At 41.1% G+C, this 19300-nt stretch carries 20 protein-coding genes; 18 read left to right on the forward strand and 2 right to left on the reverse strand.

Annotation, left to right across the window (positions count from 1 at the left end; genetic code table 11):
* Positions 1 to 15: 15 nt before the first annotated feature.
* From leuS to lipA, 15 genes are all read left to right on the forward strand, one after another.
* Positions 16 to 2595, forward strand: a complete 2580-nt coding sequence (gene leuS / locus FAX86_RS09435; RefSeq protein ID WP_144393071.1) for a leucine--tRNA ligase — start codon at positions 16 to 18, stop codon at positions 2593 to 2595.
* A 67-nt stretch (positions 2596 to 2662) separates the two neighbouring features.
* Positions 2663 to 3169, forward strand: a complete 507-nt coding sequence (locus tag FAX86_RS09440) for an LPS-assembly lipoprotein LptE (protein WP_164503521.1) — start codon at positions 2663 to 2665, stop codon at positions 3167 to 3169.
* The gene (gene holA, locus FAX86_RS09445) at positions 3159 to 4190 is read left to right on the forward strand and encodes a DNA polymerase III subunit delta (RefSeq protein WP_144393073.1); all 1032 of its coding nucleotides are present in this window, start codon (positions 3159 to 3161) and stop codon (positions 4188 to 4190) included. Before FAX86_RS09440 ends, holA begins: the two co-directional genes overlap by 11 nt.
* A complete protein-coding gene (gene nadD, locus FAX86_RS09450; RefSeq protein WP_144393074.1) occupies positions 4187 to 4834 on the forward strand; it encodes a nicotinate-nucleotide adenylyltransferase in 648 nt (215 codons plus the stop codon). Before holA ends, nadD begins: the two co-directional genes overlap by 4 nt.
* 3 nt (positions 4835 to 4837) lie before the next feature.
* Positions 4838 to 5170: a ribosome silencing factor gene (gene rsfS / locus FAX86_RS09455; protein WP_144393075.1), complete on the forward strand. Its 333-nt coding sequence runs from the start codon at positions 4838 to 4840 to the stop codon at positions 5168 to 5170.
* The gene (gene rlmH / locus FAX86_RS09460; RefSeq protein ID WP_144393076.1) at positions 5167 to 5637 is read left to right on the forward strand and encodes a 23S rRNA (pseudouridine(1915)-N(3))-methyltransferase RlmH; all 471 of its coding nucleotides are present in this window, start codon (positions 5167 to 5169) and stop codon (positions 5635 to 5637) included. Before rsfS ends, rlmH begins: the two co-directional genes overlap by 4 nt.
* Before the next feature lie 32 nt (positions 5638 to 5669).
* On the forward strand, positions 5670 to 7541 hold the full coding sequence (gene mrdA / locus FAX86_RS09465) for a penicillin-binding protein 2 (RefSeq protein ID WP_144393077.1): 1872 nt from the start codon (positions 5670 to 5672) through the stop codon (positions 7539 to 7541).
* A gap of 4 nt (positions 7542 to 7545) precedes the next feature.
* Positions 7546 to 8664 carry a rod shape-determining protein RodA gene (gene rodA, locus FAX86_RS09470; protein WP_144393078.1) on the forward strand — a complete coding sequence of 373 codons (1119 nt, stop codon included), beginning with the start codon at positions 7546 to 7548 and terminating at the stop codon, positions 8662 to 8664.
* Positions 8665 to 8770: 106 nt separating this feature from the next.
* On the forward strand, positions 8771 to 9712 hold the full coding sequence (mltB, locus tag FAX86_RS09475) for a lytic murein transglycosylase B (protein WP_246128537.1): 942 nt from the start codon (positions 8771 to 8773) through the stop codon (positions 9710 to 9712).
* A gap of 24 nt (positions 9713 to 9736) precedes the next feature.
* Positions 9737 to 10537, forward strand: coding sequence for a septal ring lytic transglycosylase RlpA family protein (locus tag FAX86_RS09480; RefSeq protein WP_205859139.1), 801 nt, complete (start codon positions 9737 to 9739; stop codon positions 10535 to 10537).
* Between the two features lie 252 nt (positions 10538 to 10789).
* The gene (locus FAX86_RS09485; RefSeq protein WP_144393080.1) at positions 10790 to 11944 is read left to right on the forward strand and encodes a D-alanyl-D-alanine carboxypeptidase family protein; all 1155 of its coding nucleotides are present in this window, start codon (positions 10790 to 10792) and stop codon (positions 11942 to 11944) included.
* Between the two features lie 9 nt (positions 11945 to 11953).
* On the forward strand, positions 11954 to 12820 hold the full coding sequence (locus FAX86_RS09490) for an aminotransferase class IV (protein WP_246128538.1): 867 nt from the start codon (positions 11954 to 11956) through the stop codon (positions 12818 to 12820).
* A 22-nt stretch (positions 12821 to 12842) separates the two neighbouring features.
* Positions 12843 to 13124 carry a DUF493 family protein YbeD gene (gene ybeD, locus FAX86_RS09495; protein ID WP_144393081.1) on the forward strand — a complete coding sequence of 94 codons (282 nt, stop codon included), beginning with the start codon at positions 12843 to 12845 and terminating at the stop codon, positions 13122 to 13124.
* A gap of 29 nt (positions 13125 to 13153) precedes the next feature.
* Complete coding sequence (gene lipB, locus FAX86_RS09500; RefSeq protein ID WP_144393082.1) at positions 13154 to 13828, forward strand: lipoyl(octanoyl) transferase LipB; 675 nt, start codon at positions 13154 to 13156, stop codon at positions 13826 to 13828.
* Positions 13825 to 14841: a lipoyl synthase gene (gene lipA / locus FAX86_RS09505; protein WP_144393083.1), complete on the forward strand. Its 1017-nt coding sequence runs from the start codon at positions 13825 to 13827 to the stop codon at positions 14839 to 14841. Before lipB ends, lipA begins: the two co-directional genes overlap by 4 nt.
* Positions 14842 to 14878: 37 nt before the next feature.
* Here the strand turns inward: lipA and FAX86_RS09510 are convergent, their stop codons facing one another.
* On the reverse strand, positions 14879 to 16210 hold the full coding sequence (locus FAX86_RS09510; RefSeq protein WP_144393084.1) for a DUF3667 domain-containing protein: 1332 nt from the start codon (positions 16208 to 16210) through the stop codon (positions 14879 to 14881).
* Between the two features lie 84 nt (positions 16211 to 16294).
* Between FAX86_RS09510 and FAX86_RS09515 the strand changes: the two genes are divergently transcribed.
* The 3 genes from FAX86_RS09515 to FAX86_RS09525 are packed head-to-tail and all read left to right on the forward strand — an operon-like array spanning position 16295 to position 18579.
* A complete protein-coding gene (locus tag FAX86_RS09515; RefSeq protein WP_144393085.1) occupies positions 16295 to 17053 on the forward strand; it encodes a DedA family protein in 759 nt (252 codons plus the stop codon).
* A complete protein-coding gene (locus FAX86_RS09520) occupies positions 17050 to 17967 on the forward strand; it encodes a DUF1853 family protein (RefSeq protein ID WP_144393086.1) in 918 nt (305 codons plus the stop codon). The genes FAX86_RS09515 and FAX86_RS09520 overlap by 4 nt, the downstream gene beginning before the upstream one ends.
* A 57-nt stretch (positions 17968 to 18024) precedes the next feature.
* A complete protein-coding gene (locus tag FAX86_RS09525; protein ID WP_144393087.1) occupies positions 18025 to 18579 on the forward strand; it encodes a hypothetical protein in 555 nt (184 codons plus the stop codon).
* Positions 18580 to 18698: 119 nt separating this feature from the next.
* Here FAX86_RS09525 and phaR read toward each other — a convergent pair whose 3' ends face one another.
* Positions 18699 to 19202 carry a polyhydroxyalkanoate synthesis repressor PhaR gene (gene phaR / locus FAX86_RS09530; RefSeq protein WP_144393088.1) on the reverse strand — a complete coding sequence of 168 codons (504 nt, stop codon included), beginning with the start codon at positions 19200 to 19202 and terminating at the stop codon, positions 18699 to 18701.
* Positions 19203 to 19300 lie beyond the last annotated feature (98 nt).

Consider the following 19300-nt stretch of genomic DNA (forward strand, 5'->3'; position numbering starts at 1 on the left):
AGGTCAAGTTTTATAATGCAGGAACAGTATAATCCACAACAAGTGGAGCAAAAAGCACAGTCTTTTTGGCAAGAAAATCAAGTTTTTAAGGCAATTAAAGATTCGAGTAAAGAAAAATACTACTGCCTGTCGATGCTTCCATACCCTAGCGGTCGTCTCCACATGGGACATGTGCGAAATTACACCATTGGCGATGTAATTTCTCGTTTTAAGCGTATGCAGGGTTTCAATGTCTTACAACCCATGGGATGGGACGCATTTGGATTACCCGCAGAGAATGCTGCCATTAAAAACAAGGCCCAGCCCGCTGATTGGACAAAAGAAAATATTGCTTATATGAAAAAGCAACTTCAGAGTTTAGGGTTTGCATACGACTGGGATCGCGAAGTCACTACTTGTGAGCCTGAGTATTACCGATGGGAACAGTGGTTTTTTACACAGTTGGTCGAAAAAGATTTAGCGTATAAAAAACAATCGCAAGTTAACTGGTGCCCCAATGATGAAACCGTGCTAGCGAATGAGCAGGTACATGATGGCTTATGCTGGAGATGCGATACACCCGTTGTAAAGAAAGACATTGAACAGTGGTTTATTCGAATCACTGAATACGCAGAAGAATTATTGAGCAGTATTGATGAACTCGATGGTTGGCCAGATAGCGTTAAAACAATGCAACGCAATTGGATAGGTCGATCGGAAGGCGTCACAATGACCTTTAAATTGGCCGACAGTGATGACGCTGTTTCTATTTATACAACCCGTCCCGATACTTTAATGGGGGTTACTTATCTTGCAGTAGCCGCTCAACATCCTTTGGCTCAACAAGCCGCAAAAGATAACTCAGAACTGGCAGCTTTTATAGATGAATGTAATCGCAGTTCTACGGCTGAAGCCGATGTTGCCACAATGGATAAAAAGGGAATGAATACCGGTGTGAAAGCGGTTCATCCAATTTCCGGAGAGCAGGTCGATGTTTGGGTCGCTAACTTTGTATTAATGGATTATGGCTCGGGGGCCGTTATGGCGGTACCCGGACATGACCAACGAGATTTTGAATTCGCGACTCAGTATGGAATTGAAATTAAACAAGTTATTGAACCGCTAGCTGATAGTGGCCTTGAATGTGATTTATCCCAACAAGCCTTTACTGAAAAAGGAAAGTTGATCAACTCTGGTGAGTTTGACGGTTTGACCTCGCAACAAGCTTTTGAAGCTATTTGCCAGTGGTTAGAGCAAAAAGGATTAGGGCAAAAGCAAATCAACTATCGCTTACGAGATTGGGGTGTGTCGCGCCAAAGATATTGGGGTGCTCCGATTCCAATGGTTAAATTAGAAAGCGGTGAAATGGTGACGGCAAAAGAATTCCCCGTAGAGTTGCCAACGGATTTGGTTATGGATGGAGCAACGTCGCCACTGACCTCGCACGAAAAGTTTTTAAATACCACGGTTGATGGTGTTGCTGGTCAACGAGAAACCGATACTTTTGATACTTTCATGGAGTCCAGTTGGTATTACGCTCGTTATACGACACCTCATTGTAGCGATGCCATGCTTGAGTCTGAAGAGGCTAACTATTGGTTGCCGGTTGATCAGTATATCGGTGGCATTGAACATGCAACGATGCATTTACTGTATTTTCGATTCTTCCATAAACTCATGCGAGATGCGGGCTTAGTCGATAGTGATGAGCCTGCAAAACGATTGTTAACTCAAGGTATGGTTTTATCGGATACTTTTTATCGAAAAGAGAATGGAGCAAAAGTTTATTATTCGCCGGAAGAAGTCATTCTCGAAAAAGACGATAAAGGTAAAGTTTTAAAAGCAACCTTGAAAGAAAACGATCAGCCTGTTGAATTAGGCGGTATGGAAAAAATGTCAAAGTCGAAAATGAATGGCGTTGATCCTCAGCATCTAATTGATCAATACGGCGCTGATACCGCACGTTTGTACACTATGTTTGCTGCTCCTCCTGAGCAATCTTTGGAATGGCGCGAAGATGGTGTGCAAGGAGCATTTAAGTTTTTACGTCGTGTCTGGAAACTGGTTCATGATCATTTAAATGCCGGTGATATTGCTTCTGGAACTCCTGAGTTCAACGCAACGCAAAAATCCGTTCGTTTGAAAACTCATGAAACCATTAAAAAAGTTTCTGATGATATTGAGCGTCGCTATACCTTCAATACGGCAATTGCTGCTGTCATGGAATTGTGTAACACATTAGGAAAAGCAAACCAGGAAACCGAGGTTGATCGCTGGGTTGTTCGCGAGGGATTGGAAACCGTTGTCAGATTGTTAAGCCCAATTACGCCTCATATTTGCCATGAGCTTTGGCAAGCAATGGGTCATGAGCAAGCCATTATTGATGTTGAGTGGCCTACTTTTGATGAATCTGCTATTGAGCAAGATGAAGTACAACTGGTTGTGCAAGTAAACGGTAAGTTACGCGCAAAAATATCTGTTCCAAAGCAACTTGGAAAAGAAGAAATCGAAGCAACAGCATTGGCCGACGAAAATGTGCTGCGTTTTACCGAAGGCAAAACCATTCGCAAAGTCATCGTTGTTCCTGGAAAGCTGGTTAATATCGTTGTTGGTTAATTTTTTGAAATTCAGCCGTTCTCTAACAACGTTTTTAGTGCGTTATTGTAAGAGCATATCCATTGTAATGGGTATGCTTGCATCTATTTTGTTTATGAGTGGGTGTGGTTTCCATTTAAAGGGAACTTCTATAACGTCTCTGACAGGATCTCAAATCGTTGTCGACTCCTCAGAAGATTTACTTCCGGTAGAAAAGCGACTGGAAAATTATTTGTTGAGTCTCGGTGCCAAATTGAAGAGTTCGGAAGGCTCTTTTGATCGTATTGCTCTTGTCAGTCAGCGCAGCCAAAAACGGGCGCTTTTGCTTGATTCTGCTGGCAGAGCAACCGAGAACGCTCTTAAAATCGAACTATTAGTTGAGTTTCAACTATTTGATAAACAAAAGAATCAATTGCTTGATCCTGTGAAGCATAGGTACTCAGAAACACGCTCTTATGTTTATGACAACACTCAGTTATTGGCGATGAAAAATTATGAGCAAGAGTTGACTCAACAAATGCAGCAAGAAATGATCGTTAAAATTGCTCAAACTTTGAATGCACTTCGTTTAAAGGAATTTTCTCGTGCCGATTAAGTTAGAGCAACTGGAGTCAGCATTAAATAAAAATCCATCGGCGGTGTTAATAACGGGTGATGAACCATTGTTGTCAATAGAAGCTGAAGACACAATACGACAATCAATGCGTCAGCGAGGATTTACCGAGCGTTCGGTGTATGAGGTTGCCCGTAATTTTGATTTTAATCAGCTTTTTGCTAAAGCTGACAACCTGTCTTTATTCGCGGAGCGTCAATTAATCGAGTTGAGATTAGATAAAGCGCCCGACAAAAATCAGCAACAATCGATTAATGAATTAATAAGCTCAGCAGAAGACGATACTTGTTATGTTGTGTCTTGCCCAAAGCTGGACAAAAGAAAGCTTTCTGCTAAATGGGTTAAAGCATTTGAAGAACGCGGTTGTGTGGTGCAAATTTGGCCTGTAGCAACCTATCAATTACCTAAGTGGCTTGGTCAACGTGCTCAGCAAATGGGACTTTCATTAACTCCGGATGCATTGAGTATGTTAGCCGATAGAAGTGAAGGTAATTTACTCGCTGCCAAACAAGATCTTGAGAAACTTTTGTTGACGTCTGGCGGGCGCACCGTCGATGTTACTCAAGTAATGGACGCAGTTGCTAATAATGCGCGGTATAATACCTTCGAATTAATAGATGCTGCACTTGGCGGGCAGCTGGATAAAGCCGCTCGCATGCTAGAATTATTAAAGCAAGAAGGTGTGGTTCCAGTCATTATTGTTTCAACGGTGTATCGTGAAGCGCGTCAGTTAATGAAAATGTCTGAGCAAGTTGCCAGAGGTAAATCGATAGCCGATGTTATCAAAGAATACCGTGTTTGGAGCAGTCGAAGCCGTTTAATCAATCAAGCTTTGAGTCGAGTTCCATTTCGTGTCTGGGCCGGTTTAGTTACTCGTTGTTCGCATTTGGATAAATTATCGAAAGGTCAGGCTGAAGGAAACGTCTGGGATGAAATATTGACCTGTTTAATGTTAATGGGTGGGAAGCAATTATGGCGCAATATCGTTAAGGTTCCACATTGAACCAGAATAAACTTAAAGTTATTTTAGGCGGTACATTTGATCCCATACACTATGGGCATTTGAGACTTGCAGAAAATCTTCATAACTTGATTCCAAAAGCGCAAATCACTTTCATGCCCAGTGCAACTCCACCCCATCGAGAAACTCCATCGGTATCTGCAAGGCAGCGTTCCGAAATGCTTGAGTTAGCAATCAAGGGCATTGAGCATTTTAATTTGGATACGCGTGAACTTCAGCGGCAAGGTGAGTCTTACTCGTTGCTGTCTGTTAATGAAATAAAAAAAGAAAATCCGGATACACGGATAATATGGATTATGGGTGATGATGCTTATGCCAAACTCCATACTTGGTTTGGTTGGCAAGAGTTAGTCGAAAAAGTAAGTTTCGTGGTGGTTGCACGTCCCGGAGCTTTACAGTCAGAACCCGCTAAAGCCGTCGTAAATACTTTATCTCAGTGTTGTTCAATAGAAGAATTATTAACATTTTCTTCGGGTGCTGTTTTTCGGCATATTTGTCCTTTACTCGAGATATCCGCATCAAATATTCGGGAATTATTGATGAGAAATTTATCTTGTCGTTTTTTACTTCCTGAATCTGTCTTAAACTATATAAAGCAGAATGATCTGTACAGTCATAAAGGTTAATGAATGGATAGTGAAGAATTAAAAAGTTTCGTAGTCGATCAATTAGAAGAAGCGAAAGCACAGAACATCAATGTAATTGATGTGCAGGCTAAAACAGCAATCACTGATATGATGATTGTTTGTTCAGGAACCTCATCTCGGCATGTTAAATCGATTGCAACGCAGCTCGTCCAAAAAGCGAAAGAGATCGGTAAAATGCCGTTAGGTGTTGAAGGTGAAAATACATCTGAGTGGGTATTGGTTGATTTTGGCGATGCAATTGTTCATGTTATGCAGGCTAACGTGAGAGATTATTACCAAATTGAGAAGCTATGGAGTACTGATATCTCTTCATGATTATTCGTCTCATCGCGGTAGGTCATAAGATGCCAGATTGGGTCGATAAGGCCTATCGAGAGTACGCACGTCGGCTTCCACATGAATGCAAATTGGAACTTGTCGAGATAAATGCAGCCAAAAGAGGGAAGCAGGCCGATATTGCGCGAATTATGGCGAAAGAAGCGGAGTTGATTAAATCCGCCATTCATCCCGGTGATTGGGTTGTTGCTTTAGATGTTGAAGGGAAAGCATGGTCTACACCTCAACTTGCTAAACAGATTACTCGATGGCAAGAACAAGGGCGAAATATTTCGCTGCTGGTGGGTGGTCCTGAGGGACTAACACCAGACATTCGAAACATGGCCGATCAAAAATGGTCCTTGTCTGCACTGACTTTACCGCACCCTTTGGTTCGAGTCGTTGTTGCTGAAGCCTTGTATCGAGCGTGGAGTGTGACCGTTAATCATCCGTATCATCGAGAATAAATGACGTTTAAATCACTTCAAAATGGCAATCAATGTTAGGTCGTAAAGTAACTTTAAAAAACCAGTTTAAAGAAATTGCGCTATATCAAAATCGTATGGTGGTAAGCTTTATCATCATTTTTTTAATGATGATTCTTTTGCTGGTCTGGGTTGCTAACTTACAGATATTTCATTATGAAAGATATCGAACGGAGTCAGATAACAATCGAATTCGAGTTGTTCCAGTCGCCCCAACAAGAGGGCTGATTTACGATCGAAATGGCGTCATATTAGCAGAAAATCGCTCCGTCTATTCACTCGAAGTCGTGCCAGAAAAAGTTAACGATCTTACTGAAACGGTTAATCAACTGCAGAAGCTTTTAACGATTGATAATGACGATGTTGAGCGTTTTTGGCAAGACTTCCGCCGTACGCGAGAGCGATTTAAAAAAATTCCCCTAAAGTCTAAATTAACGGAAAAGCAGGTCGCACTATTTGCTGTCGAAAGGCATAAATTTCCCGGAGTTAGCATCGAGGCACGACTGGTAAGGTATTATCCTTACGGTGAAATATTGGTTCATGCACTTGGTTATGTTGGGCGGATTAATGATCGAGAATTACAATCAATTGATCAGGAGAACTACAAAGCGACTCGGCATATTGGAAAGGTTGGACTAGAAAAGTTTTATGAATCGATTTTACATGGGACTATTGGTAGTCAAACTGTAGTAACTGATGTCCAAGGAAGAGTGGTCGATGATTCTATTTCGAAGAAGCCGCCCGTTGCAGGAACAGATCTGCATCTTGAGTTAGATCTTGAGCTTCAAAAAACGGCTTTTAAAGCGTTGGAAGGAAAGCGAGGATCTGTTGTTGCCGTTGATCCTAAAACTGGTGGTGTTTTGGCATTGGTTAGTACTCCTGGTTATGACCCTAATTTATTTGTTACAGGAATATCGAGTAAAGATTATAAAGCTCTTTTGAATCCTGATCGTCCGTTATTCAATCGAGCGTTGCGCGGGCAATATTCTCCTGGCTCAACAATAAAACCTCATTTAGCCTGGTTAGCTTTACAAAATAATATTGTCACACCGTCGTACTCAATTGTAGATAAAGGTGTGTATTTTTTACCAACCGATGACGAACAGAAATTTAGAGACTGGAAAAAAGGGGGGCATGGTGACTCGATATCTTATCGTCGAGCTATTATTCAGTCATGTGATACCTATTTTTATGAAGTCGCTTTTAAAATGGGTATTGACTTGATTGCTAAAGGAATGATGCAGTTTGGTTTTGGTCAAGATACCAAGATTGATATGGGCGAAGAAGTGCCTGGGTTGATGCCAACACGAGAATGGAAGAAGGGTGCTCGCGGAGTTCATTGGTTTCCCGGAGATACGGTTAATACTGGAATTGGACAAGGATATTGGCTGTCGACTCCATTGCAGTTAGCAAATGCGTCGGCTGCAATTGCAAATGATGGTGAGCGATATAACTTACGGTTAGTGAGTGCAATTGGCATTGGTGAGACTAAAAAGTTAATCGAACCACAGTTAGCCGAAGAGCAAGTTGATATTGGCGATGGCCTTCATTGGCAGCGAGTACAGGACGCGATGAAAGATGTTAATCATAATTTGATTATAGGCACAGCAAAATCAGCTTTTGGTGATGCAAAGTATAAGTCTGCGGGTAAAACGGGAACGGTCCAATTAGTTGCGTTAGGGGAAGATCGTGATAAGGAAAAAGAGAATCTTGCAGAACGGCATCGTGATAATGCGCTTTATATTGGTTATGCTCCATTTGAAAATCCGACAATTGCTGTTTCCGTAGTGGTTGAGAACGCAGGCGGTGGCGGTTCAAATGCGGCGCCGATTGCTCGTAAAGTCATTGATCAGTATTTACTAAAATCTAACAAGGATTCACGATAGAACCATGAATGGGCCCAGCCACACGCACAAAGAACGTCAGTCGCTAATTTGGCGTTTGCATATGGATATGCCATTACTTTTCGGCTTGTGCTTGTTAATGGGTTTTGGCTTGATGGTTTTGTACAGTGCTGGCGGAGAGAGTGAATCTCTTATTTATCGCCAGGTTACTCGTTTGGGAATGGGTTGTGCAATTATGTTTGTTATTGCTCAATTTCCGCCTCGGTTTTACGCCAAGTGGGCACCGGCATTGTATGGTTTTGGAATTGTACTTTTGCTTGCAGTTTTAATTATGGGCGATGAAGGTAAAGGAGCACAGCGCTGGTTAGTGTTTGGCGGTTTTCGATTTCAACCCTCTGAAATCATGAAACTCGCCGTACCGATGATGGTTGCTTGGTATTTTAGTGAACGAGTATTGCCTTGCCGAAAGCGCGAATTGTTTGTCGCTTTTTTAATTGTCATGTGTCCAACACTGTTGATATTGAAGCAACCTGACTTGGGAACCAGCTTATTAATTGCCGCCTCGGGTATCTTTGTTATTTATTTATCGGGTGTAAGCTGGAAACTCATCGCTGGTTTTGGTGTCACAGGTATTATCTACGCTCCTGTTCATTGGTTTTTTGTAATGCGTGAGTATCAACGTGAACGGGTGAGAGTTTTTTTAGATCCGGAACGTGATCCTTTGGGTAGTGGTTACCACATTATTCAATCAAAGATTGCGATCGGATCGGGCGGCACCAGTGGAAAAGGTTGGCTGAAAGGAACGCAGTCTCAGCTGGAGTTTTTGCCAGAACGTTCAACTGACTTTATTTTTGCCGTTTTAGGCGAAGAGTTCGGACTCGTTGGCGTTGCTGTATTACTCTCGATTTATTTAATTGTCATTGCTCGAGGCATTTATATTGGTACACAAGCGCAGGAAACATTTTCTCGTTTGTTGGCAGGTGCAATTATTTTAACCTTTTTTATCTATTTGTTCGTAAATATAGGCATGGTTACCGGTTTATTGCCTGTTGTTGGGCTACCTTTACCTTTAGTGAGTTACGGTGGTACTTCAATGGTAACCTTGCTGGCAGGATTTGGCATGTTAATGTCGATTTATACCCATCGAAAACTCGTTTCGACCTGATAATAAAATGAAGTAAGGGAGAATGATATTGGACTTATTTTTGAAATATTTTAAACGCAGAGTAAAAAATTTATTTAAGCTTTCAATGTTTGTATTCTGCGGCTCTATGGCTATTGCTAAATCGCCCGATAACGAAACTGTAGAACAGTTTATCGATCGAATGGTTGAAGTTCACGATATGGATCGTACGCGTCTGGAAGGATTGTTTGCCAAAGCGAATCGTAGTCAAAAAATTATCGATTTAATGACCTCTCCTGCAGAATCAAAACCTTGGCACGAGTACCGAAAAATATTCATCAGCGATGCGCGGGTTAAAGCAGGTGTTGAGTTTTGGAATAAGTACCATGTTGAGCTAAAGCGAGCAGAAGCGACTTTTCAAGTGCCTGCTTCGATGATCGTGGGAATAATTGGTATAGAAACTTATTACGGAAGAATTCAAGGAAAAATACCTGTCTGGGATGCGCTGTTTACTCTAGGTTTCCATTATCCACCACGCGGAAAGTTTTTTAGAGGTGAGTTAGAGCAGTTTCTTTTGCTTTGTAAAGAGCAAGGTTGGAATGAGCTAGAGCCTGTTGGTTCTTATGCTGGAGCGATGGGGATGGGACAGTTCATTTCTACCAGTTATCGAGAGTATGCGGTTGATTTTGATGGTGATGGAAAAATTAATCTGTTTGATAACCCAGTTGATGCCATTGGCAGTGTCGCTAATTACTTCCGTCGCCATAAATGGCGTTGGGGCGAGCCTGTTGCTTATCCTGTTACTAAGTCAGGTCAATTTGCCAGTGAATTGGAATCACGAAGATTAAAACCCGTTACTACCGCCGGTGCTTTAAAAGAATTAGGCTATGATTGGAAAATAGATACGTTAGACGAACAAGGTGCGGGGCTGTATTTTTTCGATCAACCTGAAGGCAAAGATGCCTGGGTTATATTTGATAATTTTTATGTGATTACACGTTACAACCGAAGTCCACTGTATGCGTTGGCTGTTTTTCAATTTAGCCAAAAAGTTGTCGCAGCTCGTGCTAAAAACTATTGGCACAATTAGGTTAATGTACGAGGGAGTATCACAGTGAGCTCGTTATCAACTCAATTATTGCGAAGCGTTTGTTACAGCAGTTTTATTTTGCTCGTTGTGGGTTGTGGATTAATTGAGATTCAAGATGGAGGTCCTTCAAAGCCAATCGATGTGTCGAGTATTCCCGATGCAATTCCAAAAGTTGAACCCTTAAGTCCGTATGGCAATCCTTCAAGTTATGAACAAGACGGCATTACTTATGTTGTTATGGAATCTGCCAATAATTATCGTGCACGAGGTACTGCGAGTTGGTATGGCACAAAATTTCATGGCGAACGTACGTCCTCGGGCGAACGGTACGATATGTATGCAATGACAGCGGCCCACAAGACGTTACCTTTACCCAGCTACGTTAAAGTCACTAACGTTGAAAATGGTAAACAGATAGTCGTGAAAGTTAACGACCGAGGTCCTTTCAAGCCAGGTCGAATTATTGATTTGTCATACGCTGCTGCAGCGAAATTAGGTTTTCATCTTCAGGGTACTGCACAAGTTGAATTGGAGTCGATAGTTCCGGCGGGAACTCACGAGTTAAAAGGACCTTCGGCAATACCTGAAGGCAAGCAAATGTACGTTCAAGTGGGTGCTTTTTCTGATCGCGCCAAAGCTGATAAATTAGCTCAGGCAATTCGCAGTCAGGTTCCATGGAAAGTCTTTTTATCCAAATTAACGGTGAGAGGGAGCAAGCTTCATAGAGTAAGGATTGGGCCCATTGATTCGACGGATGAAGCCAATAAACTCGTCGACACATTATCAATGCCATCTTTGGGCACGCCGAGAATTATTTTTGAATAGTTAATTTGGCAAGAGCTCCTTAAACATTCTGACATGTATCACTAATTGGGAACTTTTTGGTCAAGTGATAGTCACTTAGCGTAAGAAGCGGCTTATGCTACAATCCGGTTTGTTTGTAGTTTCTATCGATACGATTTTAATCATTTTGAGTTTGGAGTGAGTCGATAGTTGGGCTAGTTTAATTGCCACAATTAACCTATCAACCACGCAATCGTCGTGTCGAATTATGTGAATCAGGAATTTTCTAGAACAATGAGAAATCTTAAATCTTTGCTTTTTATTGGACTGGCTTTAATCTCAACATCATTGCTTGCGATTACTCCGGCTCCTCCATCACTCGGTGCCGAAAGTTACATTTTAATCGATTACCACTCGGGGCAAGTGATCGCTGAGAATAACGCTGATGCTCCATTACCGCCTGCCAGTTTAACCAAAATGATGACCAGTTATGTTGTTTCCAATGAATTGGCTGCAGGCAACATCGGCATTGATGATGAAGTTACCGTTAGCAAAAACGCTTGGGCGAAAAATTTTCCTGAATCGTCAAAAATGTTTATTGAAGTTGATACTCAGGTGTCGGTGCGTGACTTGTTGAAAGGGTTGATTGTCTCATCTGGTGGAGATGCCAGCGTCGCTTTAGCGGAGCATGTCGCTGGAAGTGAAGATAGTTTTGTTGATTTGATGAATCATCACGCAAAAAAATTAGGGTTAAATAACACTCGTTTCGTTAATACTCATGGTCTGACGGCCGAAGGACATCAGACAACAGCGCGAGATATGGCGATATTGGGTCAAGCTCTTATCCGTGACTTTCCGGAGGAGTATGAGCTCTACAAAATGAAGCAATATACCTACAACAATATTCCACAGTACAATCGTAACCGCCTACTATGGGATCGTGGACTCGAAGTTGACGGTATTAAAACGGGCCATACTGACGCTGCTGGATATTGTTTAGTTGCCTCAGCAATTAAAGATGGTATGCGATTAATATCTGTAGTAATGGGCGCACGCAGTGAGGAAGCCAGGAAAATTGAGAGTAAAAAACTACTGACCTACGGATTTCGCTTTTTTGAAACGGTGAAGCCATTAAAAGCCAATACCGAAGTGCATCAAACGCGTGCCTGGGGCGGTGAAATTGAGTACGCGAAGTTGGGTGTTCTTGATGAAATTTGGCTAACTATTCCCAATGGAAAAAGACAAAAAGTTAAAGCAAATTATGTAGTAGAAGATGAGCTCGAAGCTCCAGTGAGCAAAGGCCAAATTGTGGGTAAAATATTTTTTCAGCTAGATGATGAAGATATCGCAGAAGTTCCTCTGGTTGCTTTAGAAGATGTGCCTGAGGGTGGTTGGTTTACCCGACTGATTGATGCAATTAGTCGCTGGTTTAGTAGTTTATTCGATTAAGAGCGCATTTTGACAACAACTGTTTATTTAAATGGCGACTGGTTGCCACTAGAACAAGCCTCGATTTCTGTCATGGATCGGGGCTTTTTGTTTGGCGATGGAGTTTATGAAGTTATCCCTGTTTATGCGGCTGAACCATTTCGTATGTCACAGCATTTGGAGAGATTAAAGCGCTCTCTTCGAGAAATTCGAATTAACGATTTTTCACCGCAAGGTGGATGGGAATCACTGATCTCGGAGTTAGTTGCGAGGAACAGGCTGCGACATTGCAATGTTTACCTGCAGGTAACTCGCGGAGTTGATCGCGAGCGCGATCATCGGTTTCCCGGAAAGCAAACGCCCACTTTATTCGCTAGAGTTATGCCTTTGCCCGATGAGAGCTGTCAGCCTTCTGCAGAAGGTATTCGCGTCATCACTTATCCTGATATTCGATGGAAACGATGTGATATTAAGGCCACGACTTTATTGGCGAATTGTTTGGCCCGTCAAGCTGCGGAAGAAGCAGGAGCTGACGAAGCAATTTTTATTCATGACGGTTATGCGATAGAAGGCTCGGCTTCTAATGTGTTTATTGTGAGTGACGGCAAACTACTGACTGCGCCTAAATCTGATAAAATTTTAGGTGGGGTGACTCGAGATTTAGTTTTAGAAATCGCTGAAAAATATGGCATTCCTTGTGGTGAGGAAGTATTTACTCTTGGCAAAATGCTTTTGGCAGAAGAGGTTTGGGTTACCAGTTCAACTCGTGAAATTCAGCCTGTCAAGCAGGTTGATGATAAAGTTATCGGAAAGGGTAGCACCGGACCCGTGTGGCATCGTATGATCGAGTTATATACTCAGTATAAGCAGCGCCTGTTACAAGGCGAATTGAAGTAATAAGGTATGAGGGCTGAGCACAATGGCTGACTCAACAACGCCAAATGGCATTAATACAGAGCTTTGGGAATTTCCTTGCACCATCGCTTTTAAGGCAATGGCCAGTAATCGCGAGAATATCGAAATCGATGTGATTTCTGTTATTCAAGAAGTAATTCCCGGAGATTATGTTCCGAATGTTAAGCCTTCGGCGAAAGGCAATTATGTATCAATCACCGTCACTGTCACTTTAGAGCACGAGCATCAAGTTGAAACTCTTTACCGCCAAGTAAGAGCCTTGCCTGACGTTAAGATGTGTTTGTAAATAACCTCGCACGAACCTGAGAAAATATTGTGTCAAATTTAGTTGAATCGCTGGTTGTGCGTCAGTTAGGACGGCAGTCTTATGAGCCGGTATGGCGCACTATGTCTGATTTTACAGATAACCGAAACCAAGAAACTGCCGATGAAATTTGGCTCGTTGAACACGATCCTGTATTCACTCAGGGGCAAGCTGGAAAAGCTGAGCATATTTTGGCTCCTGGCGATATTCCAGTGATTAAAGTCGATCGAGGTGGGCAGGTTACCTATCATGGCCCTGGCCAACAGGTTGCTTATTTTCTAATTGATCTTCGACGTAAAAAACTTGGGGTGAGAGATTTAGTTAGCAGCATTGAAGAGGGGATTATAGACGTACTTGATGAATACGGTATTGGAGCTGATGCACGTCCAGATGCGCCGGGGGTCTATGTTGAATCTGGAGCTAAAATATGTTCCCTTGGACTGCGAATCCGTCGCGGATGTAGTTTTCACGGATTAGCATTGAACATTAATCTCGATTTAGAGCCTTTTTCTCGTATTAACCCTTGTGGCTATCAGGGAATGAAGGTAACTCAATTATCCGACGAGGGTGGCCCCGACTGTTTATCTAAGGTTGAGCCCGATCTATTAAAGCATTTAATGGCAAACTTGGGTTATAATTCAGCCAAATTTGAAGAAGGTTTGCCAGAACTAGAAGGCGTTGTATGACTCGACAAAGTAGTGTGGAATTAACCACGAGTAAAAACGCGCAAGACACCACTAAAAAACAAAGCGCTCCCAAAAAAATTCCCGGTCAAAAACTGAGAGGTGCTGATAAAACGGCACGTATTCCGATAAAGATTGAACCCACGGAAGAAATGCCACGCAAACCGGACTGGATTCGAGTTCGTTTGCCAAGCGGCAATCAGATCACTGAAATTAAAAACATGCTTCGTAATAAGAAGTTGCATACCGTATGTGAAGAAGCGAGTTGTCCTAACTTGCCTGAATGTTTTGGTCACGGTACGGCGACGTTCATGATTTTGGGTGATATATGCACTCGACGTTGTCCATTTTGCGATGTTGCTCATGGCCGCCCGTTGGCACCTGATGCAGAAGAACCAATGCATTTGGCAGAATCTGTTGTAAGTATGGGACTCAAATACGTTGTCATTACATCTGTTGATCGCGATGATCTACGTGACGGTGGTGCGCAACATTTTGTTGACTGTATTGCGGAAGTAAGACGACAAGCTCCTGCGACAAAAATTGAAACACTGGTTCCTGATTTTCGTGGCCGCATGGAACGTGCTCTCGATATTTTGGGCGATTGTTTACCGGATGTTTTTAATCATAATCTGGAAACGGTTCCTCGATTATATAAACAAGCCCGTCCAGGTGCTGACTATCAATGGTCGCTCGATTTATTGAAAAAGCATAAAGAACGCTATCCTGATGTGGCAACTAAATCAGGTTTAATGGTAGGTCTTGGTGAAACCAACGAAGAAATTGTTGAAGTCATGAAAGATTTACGTGCGCATAATGTCGATATGCTAACAATTGGTCAGTATTTACAGCCAAGTAAAGATCATCATCCAGTAAAACGTTTTGTGACGCCTAAAGAATTTAAAGAGCTGGGCGAGATAGCTGAAGAGCTCGGATTTGTTAATGTAGCTAGCGGACCTATGGTTCGTTCTTCTTATCATGCTGATAAACAAGCTGCTGGTGAGAAAATTAGTTAATTTCTCGTCCTAGGACGCTCAATTGAGCGTCCTTCAATTAGTTAAAGTAAACACTCAATAACAACAGTATAACGGCTGATGTGATAAATAACACAAAGTAGAGAATACCAACCAAAAGCCATTTCCATACCGTTAAAAACCAGTTTTGCTGATAAACTCTTTTCATTGATATCAGGAAATAAAGTGGTATCCAGATAAACATAACTACTTCAAGGAAACCAAAAGTCCCTCCTATAAACTTGAAGAACCCATTTTCTGACGAGTTAAGACTGGAGCTCGCGTATTCAAGCCCAATAAGTATAAGAATCGAAAGAAAAAGAAAAGCGTGTCCATGAAATGCATGAATTAAATGTTCGATATAATATCGTCGAGCAAATGGATAGCTAATTTTTATCAAAACTGCAAAAATAGGAACTAGTAAAAGCATACTTTTTGGAATTACTTCCAACAAATCTCCGATGAAGTCGCGAGGATCTTCTTTAATTTTTTGAATATTTTGCTCTAATCGCTTTTCAAGCCGTTTATTTTCTTCTTCGGAGAAGAACGGTATGTTGACATTAACATTTGCTTTTTCGTCCTCAATTTGAATGTTCAAGCTATCTTCGGTCGTGGTACTTGAGGACTGTTTTTGTGAAGGAGAGTTTTCCTCAATATCTTTTCTTATTTGTTCTTTTATATCTGTCGGAAGGTTTGCGAGTTCATTTTCAAGTGTTTGCTTGGTTTTTGCATCTTTATCTGCTGTTTCATTAGATTCTTTTTTTTGAGGTTCTTGTTTTGAATTTTTTTCCTGAAATAATTTTAACGGCTTTGGTAAAGGCACTGGTGCTGTGCCAACAAGCGACATGGCTCGATTAACCTGTTCTAGTTCTTTTATTAGTTTTTCTTTTTCGGAATCTGAAAGCTGCTCTAGCTTTTCCTCACTATCTAAACCCAGCTCATTGTAAATTTCTTGCTGTTTGACCAATGATATTTCTTGGTTTTTTTCTCCTACGTTTATTCCAGGAGTGTCGCTGGTCTTGTTTATAATCCAAATAACAAAGATACAAAATAAACTAGTTAGAAGAAAAAGTCGTAGGGGTGGAACGTATTTGAAGCGTTTGCCCGAAACATACTCTTTTGTTAGAAATCCGGGACGAAATAAAAGCGCAATTAGAGTATTAAAAGCACGAGAATCGAGGTTAATAATATCTTCAAAAAACTCACGCGCTAGAGAGCCGAAAAAACGAATGATGGATTTGGATGGTTGACCGCATTGATGACAAAAAGGTCCTGAAAGAGGGGTCTGACAGTTCTTACACACCTGCATAGACTCAGTATCAGGTGTCTTTTGTTCGAGTTCACTATTGTCTGTAGCAACGTGTTCCGTCATTATTAGGCCAATTAAAAATTATCTTGTTAAAAAATACACCATTTTGGTGTGTTTCGCGAGTGGGTGAGTTAGAGGTCAAATCATTTGCTAGAGCAGTATACCAGTGAATTACTTGATTTTATTGAGCAGCAACCAGGCTGGGCATTTTTAATCGTCTTTTTCATTGCATTTTTAGAGTCAATGGCGATTATTGGTGTTTTGATGCCGGGCTGGGTTATGTTGCTTGGCGTCGGCGCTCTTGTGGGTGGCGGGGTCTTATCTTTTTATGAAATGGCTTTTGCGATGTTTCTTGGTGCTGTTGTAGGCGAAGGGCTCAGTTATCATGTTGGGTATTATTATAGAGATAGTATTCGACATTGGCGTTGGATAGAAAGTCATCAGGTCGCAATGGAGCGTGCGGATCGGTTCATTAAAAATTACGGCGTGTTAAGTTTAATAGTAGGTCGATTTATTGGTCCATTACGCGCAATTTTGCCTCTAATGGCGGGTATTTCAGGAATGGGACTGCGCTTGTTCTGGGGAGTGAATGTTGGTTCTGGAATTATTTGGGCTCCAGCATACTTAATCCCAGGCATATTAGTTGGTGCTTCTCTATCGTTACCCGAAGGCTCAAAAGAAGTACTTGGTATCTTTTTTATTGCCGAGACGATCTTTATTATTCTTTCACGTAAGTGGTGGCTTGATTCGTTAAAAGTGCAAGAAAGTAAAAAGAAGCAGAAAAGATTTCAGTCGCTGTTAGCTGGTTCGGTAGCTGTTTTATTGTTCGTTATTTTAAGTGTGAGTCCGGCAGGAAAAGCTCTTTATTCTGTCTTGGGTAATGTTCTTATGGTTGCAAGAGTATGAGAGATGCCCTGCTTGACGATTTAATCTGGTGTACAGCAACTCAAGAGCTATTGGAGTTGCCATCGAGTTTTTTTAAATACTTCGATGAATCGAGATTTTCTTCGGTTATTCAAGAATTAATCGCTAAACAGCCTGAGCATTGTAAACAGTTATTAACTTATGAACTCCAATCTTTGAAAACTCGGCGTCTTGGTGATAGGTTTGAGGCTTTTTGGAAAGTTGCTTTTCTTATTCATCCTCATTTTGAAATAGTCACGACCAATTACCCTATAAGAATCGATGGAAAAACGCTTGGAGAGCTGGATTTAGTTGTGCGGTATGTGCCTAAACAATCATTGCATCACATTGAGCTAACGTGTAAATATTATTTAGCAGTGCCAAAGTTTGATTCGATAGATGGGAAGGACCGAATAGAAAGTGACAATTGCTATGCCCACTGGATGGGACCTGGGCAGGTTGATCGACTGGATAAGAAGCTTAGCCGTTTGCAAAATCACCAGTTAGATTTACCTTACAAAGAGGAAGTAGCAACCGTTATTGATTCTGCCGGTTGGAATAATTTGGTTTCACACAGTGTTTTTAAAGGAAAGTTATTTAAGCCTATTAATAAAGAGTTGCCTGAGAATATTATCAAATGTATTTCTGATGATGCAGTGATTGGATATTGGGGAACATTAGAGGATTGGAGTCGTCGAAATAAAGAATTGACTCATTGTCGAGTGCTAAACAAAGACGAGTGGTTTGGTTTGCGGCCTTTACAACAGAAAGATGTGAGCTTTTCTAGAGTTTTTATCGAGCAACCGGATTATCCTCGGCAAATGTTATACGGAACTTCATTACATGATGGGCACTTAGGATTTGTCGTTGAATCTGACTGGTTAGATAAAGCACAAAAGCAGATATCTCATCAATAGATTGGTTTGGATAGAGCTGCCTATTTATTTTAATTACAAATTTCAGGAGAAGATCGCATGCAGAAGAATCGGATTTATCTCTTTGTATTTTCTATGTTGCTTGTAACTGCCTGCCAAACACCTCAGAAAACTTTGCCCAAACTATTAGGATTTAATGATAACTTGGTTTATCACAAAGTCGAACAAGGGTATTTCCAAGAGTCTTTGTATCGTGCTGATTTTTATTCTGGTATTGATATTTCTTTCGATGTTTACAATCGCTTTCCCGGAAATTATACGCCATTAACTGGGGTATCGTTACATAACTCTAATAGCTCGAAAGCGTTTTATATCAAGGTATTAATGTCGGATAATGGTAATGTAATTCAGTTAGAGTCGTTTGACAATAAAAAGATTATTGACTCTAGCTCAATCCCTTTAGATGGTGAATTGAAAAACACAGCAAATAAACTTCAGGTGTCTTGGACTGACGATTCTGTTTTTATTCGATTTGAAAATTACGAAAATCAATTACCTATTAATTTTGAAGTCGATTATATTGCACACATCACTTCTTCGATGGAAATACTAAAGCGAATAAAACTGTATGAAAGAAAAAATAACAATAGCTGACAAGGTTATTTTTAAAGGGTTAATTGTAAAGATTTAAGTAATAAAAAAGCCACGTTAAACGTGGCCTACAAATTTATTGTCTTGGTTATTATCATTTATTGTTGTTGTTCGGTAAAAAATCAAGTTTCCTTTTGATCGGTATTAGTAGTTGGTGTGGCTTCTTCTTCTGGATCACTAACCTGTCCGTTACGCATGTAAAAGTTTTCTTGCATCGACTTCCACATATTCATATTTTGTTCGGCAATGTTTTGCATTAATGTCATTGGATTGGTACCTAGGAAAGTATTGAGCGGACTTTTGAATCCAGCTTGTTGTTCCATAAATAACTTCATTGAGTGTTCTAAAAAACGACTCATCATGGCTTGCATCGAATCACCATAGAAGCGAATGACGTTTTGCAAAATATCCGATGTAAATATCGGGCTTTCTCGATCTTCTTGTTCCGCGATTATTTGGAGAAGAGTAGAGCGTGTTAAGTCATCGCCAGATTTGGCATCAATAACTTTAAAAGCGGTGTAACTTAAAACCAGCTCTTTCACATCGTTAAGTGTGATGTAGCTGCTGATCGCCGTATCGTATAACCGACGATTAGGGTATTTCTTTATTATTCGTTCTTCAGACATAGTCTCAGTATCCCAACAACAAGTGCACGTTTAATCATTATTTTTACCAGACTTTAATTGTTATTTTTAAGCTGGCTGTTTCTTGTCAGATAGGACCA

Source organism: Pleionea sediminis (assembly GCF_007570825.1).
GTDB classification, from domain to species: Bacteria; Pseudomonadota; Gammaproteobacteria; order Enterobacterales; family Kangiellaceae; genus Pleionea; species Pleionea sediminis.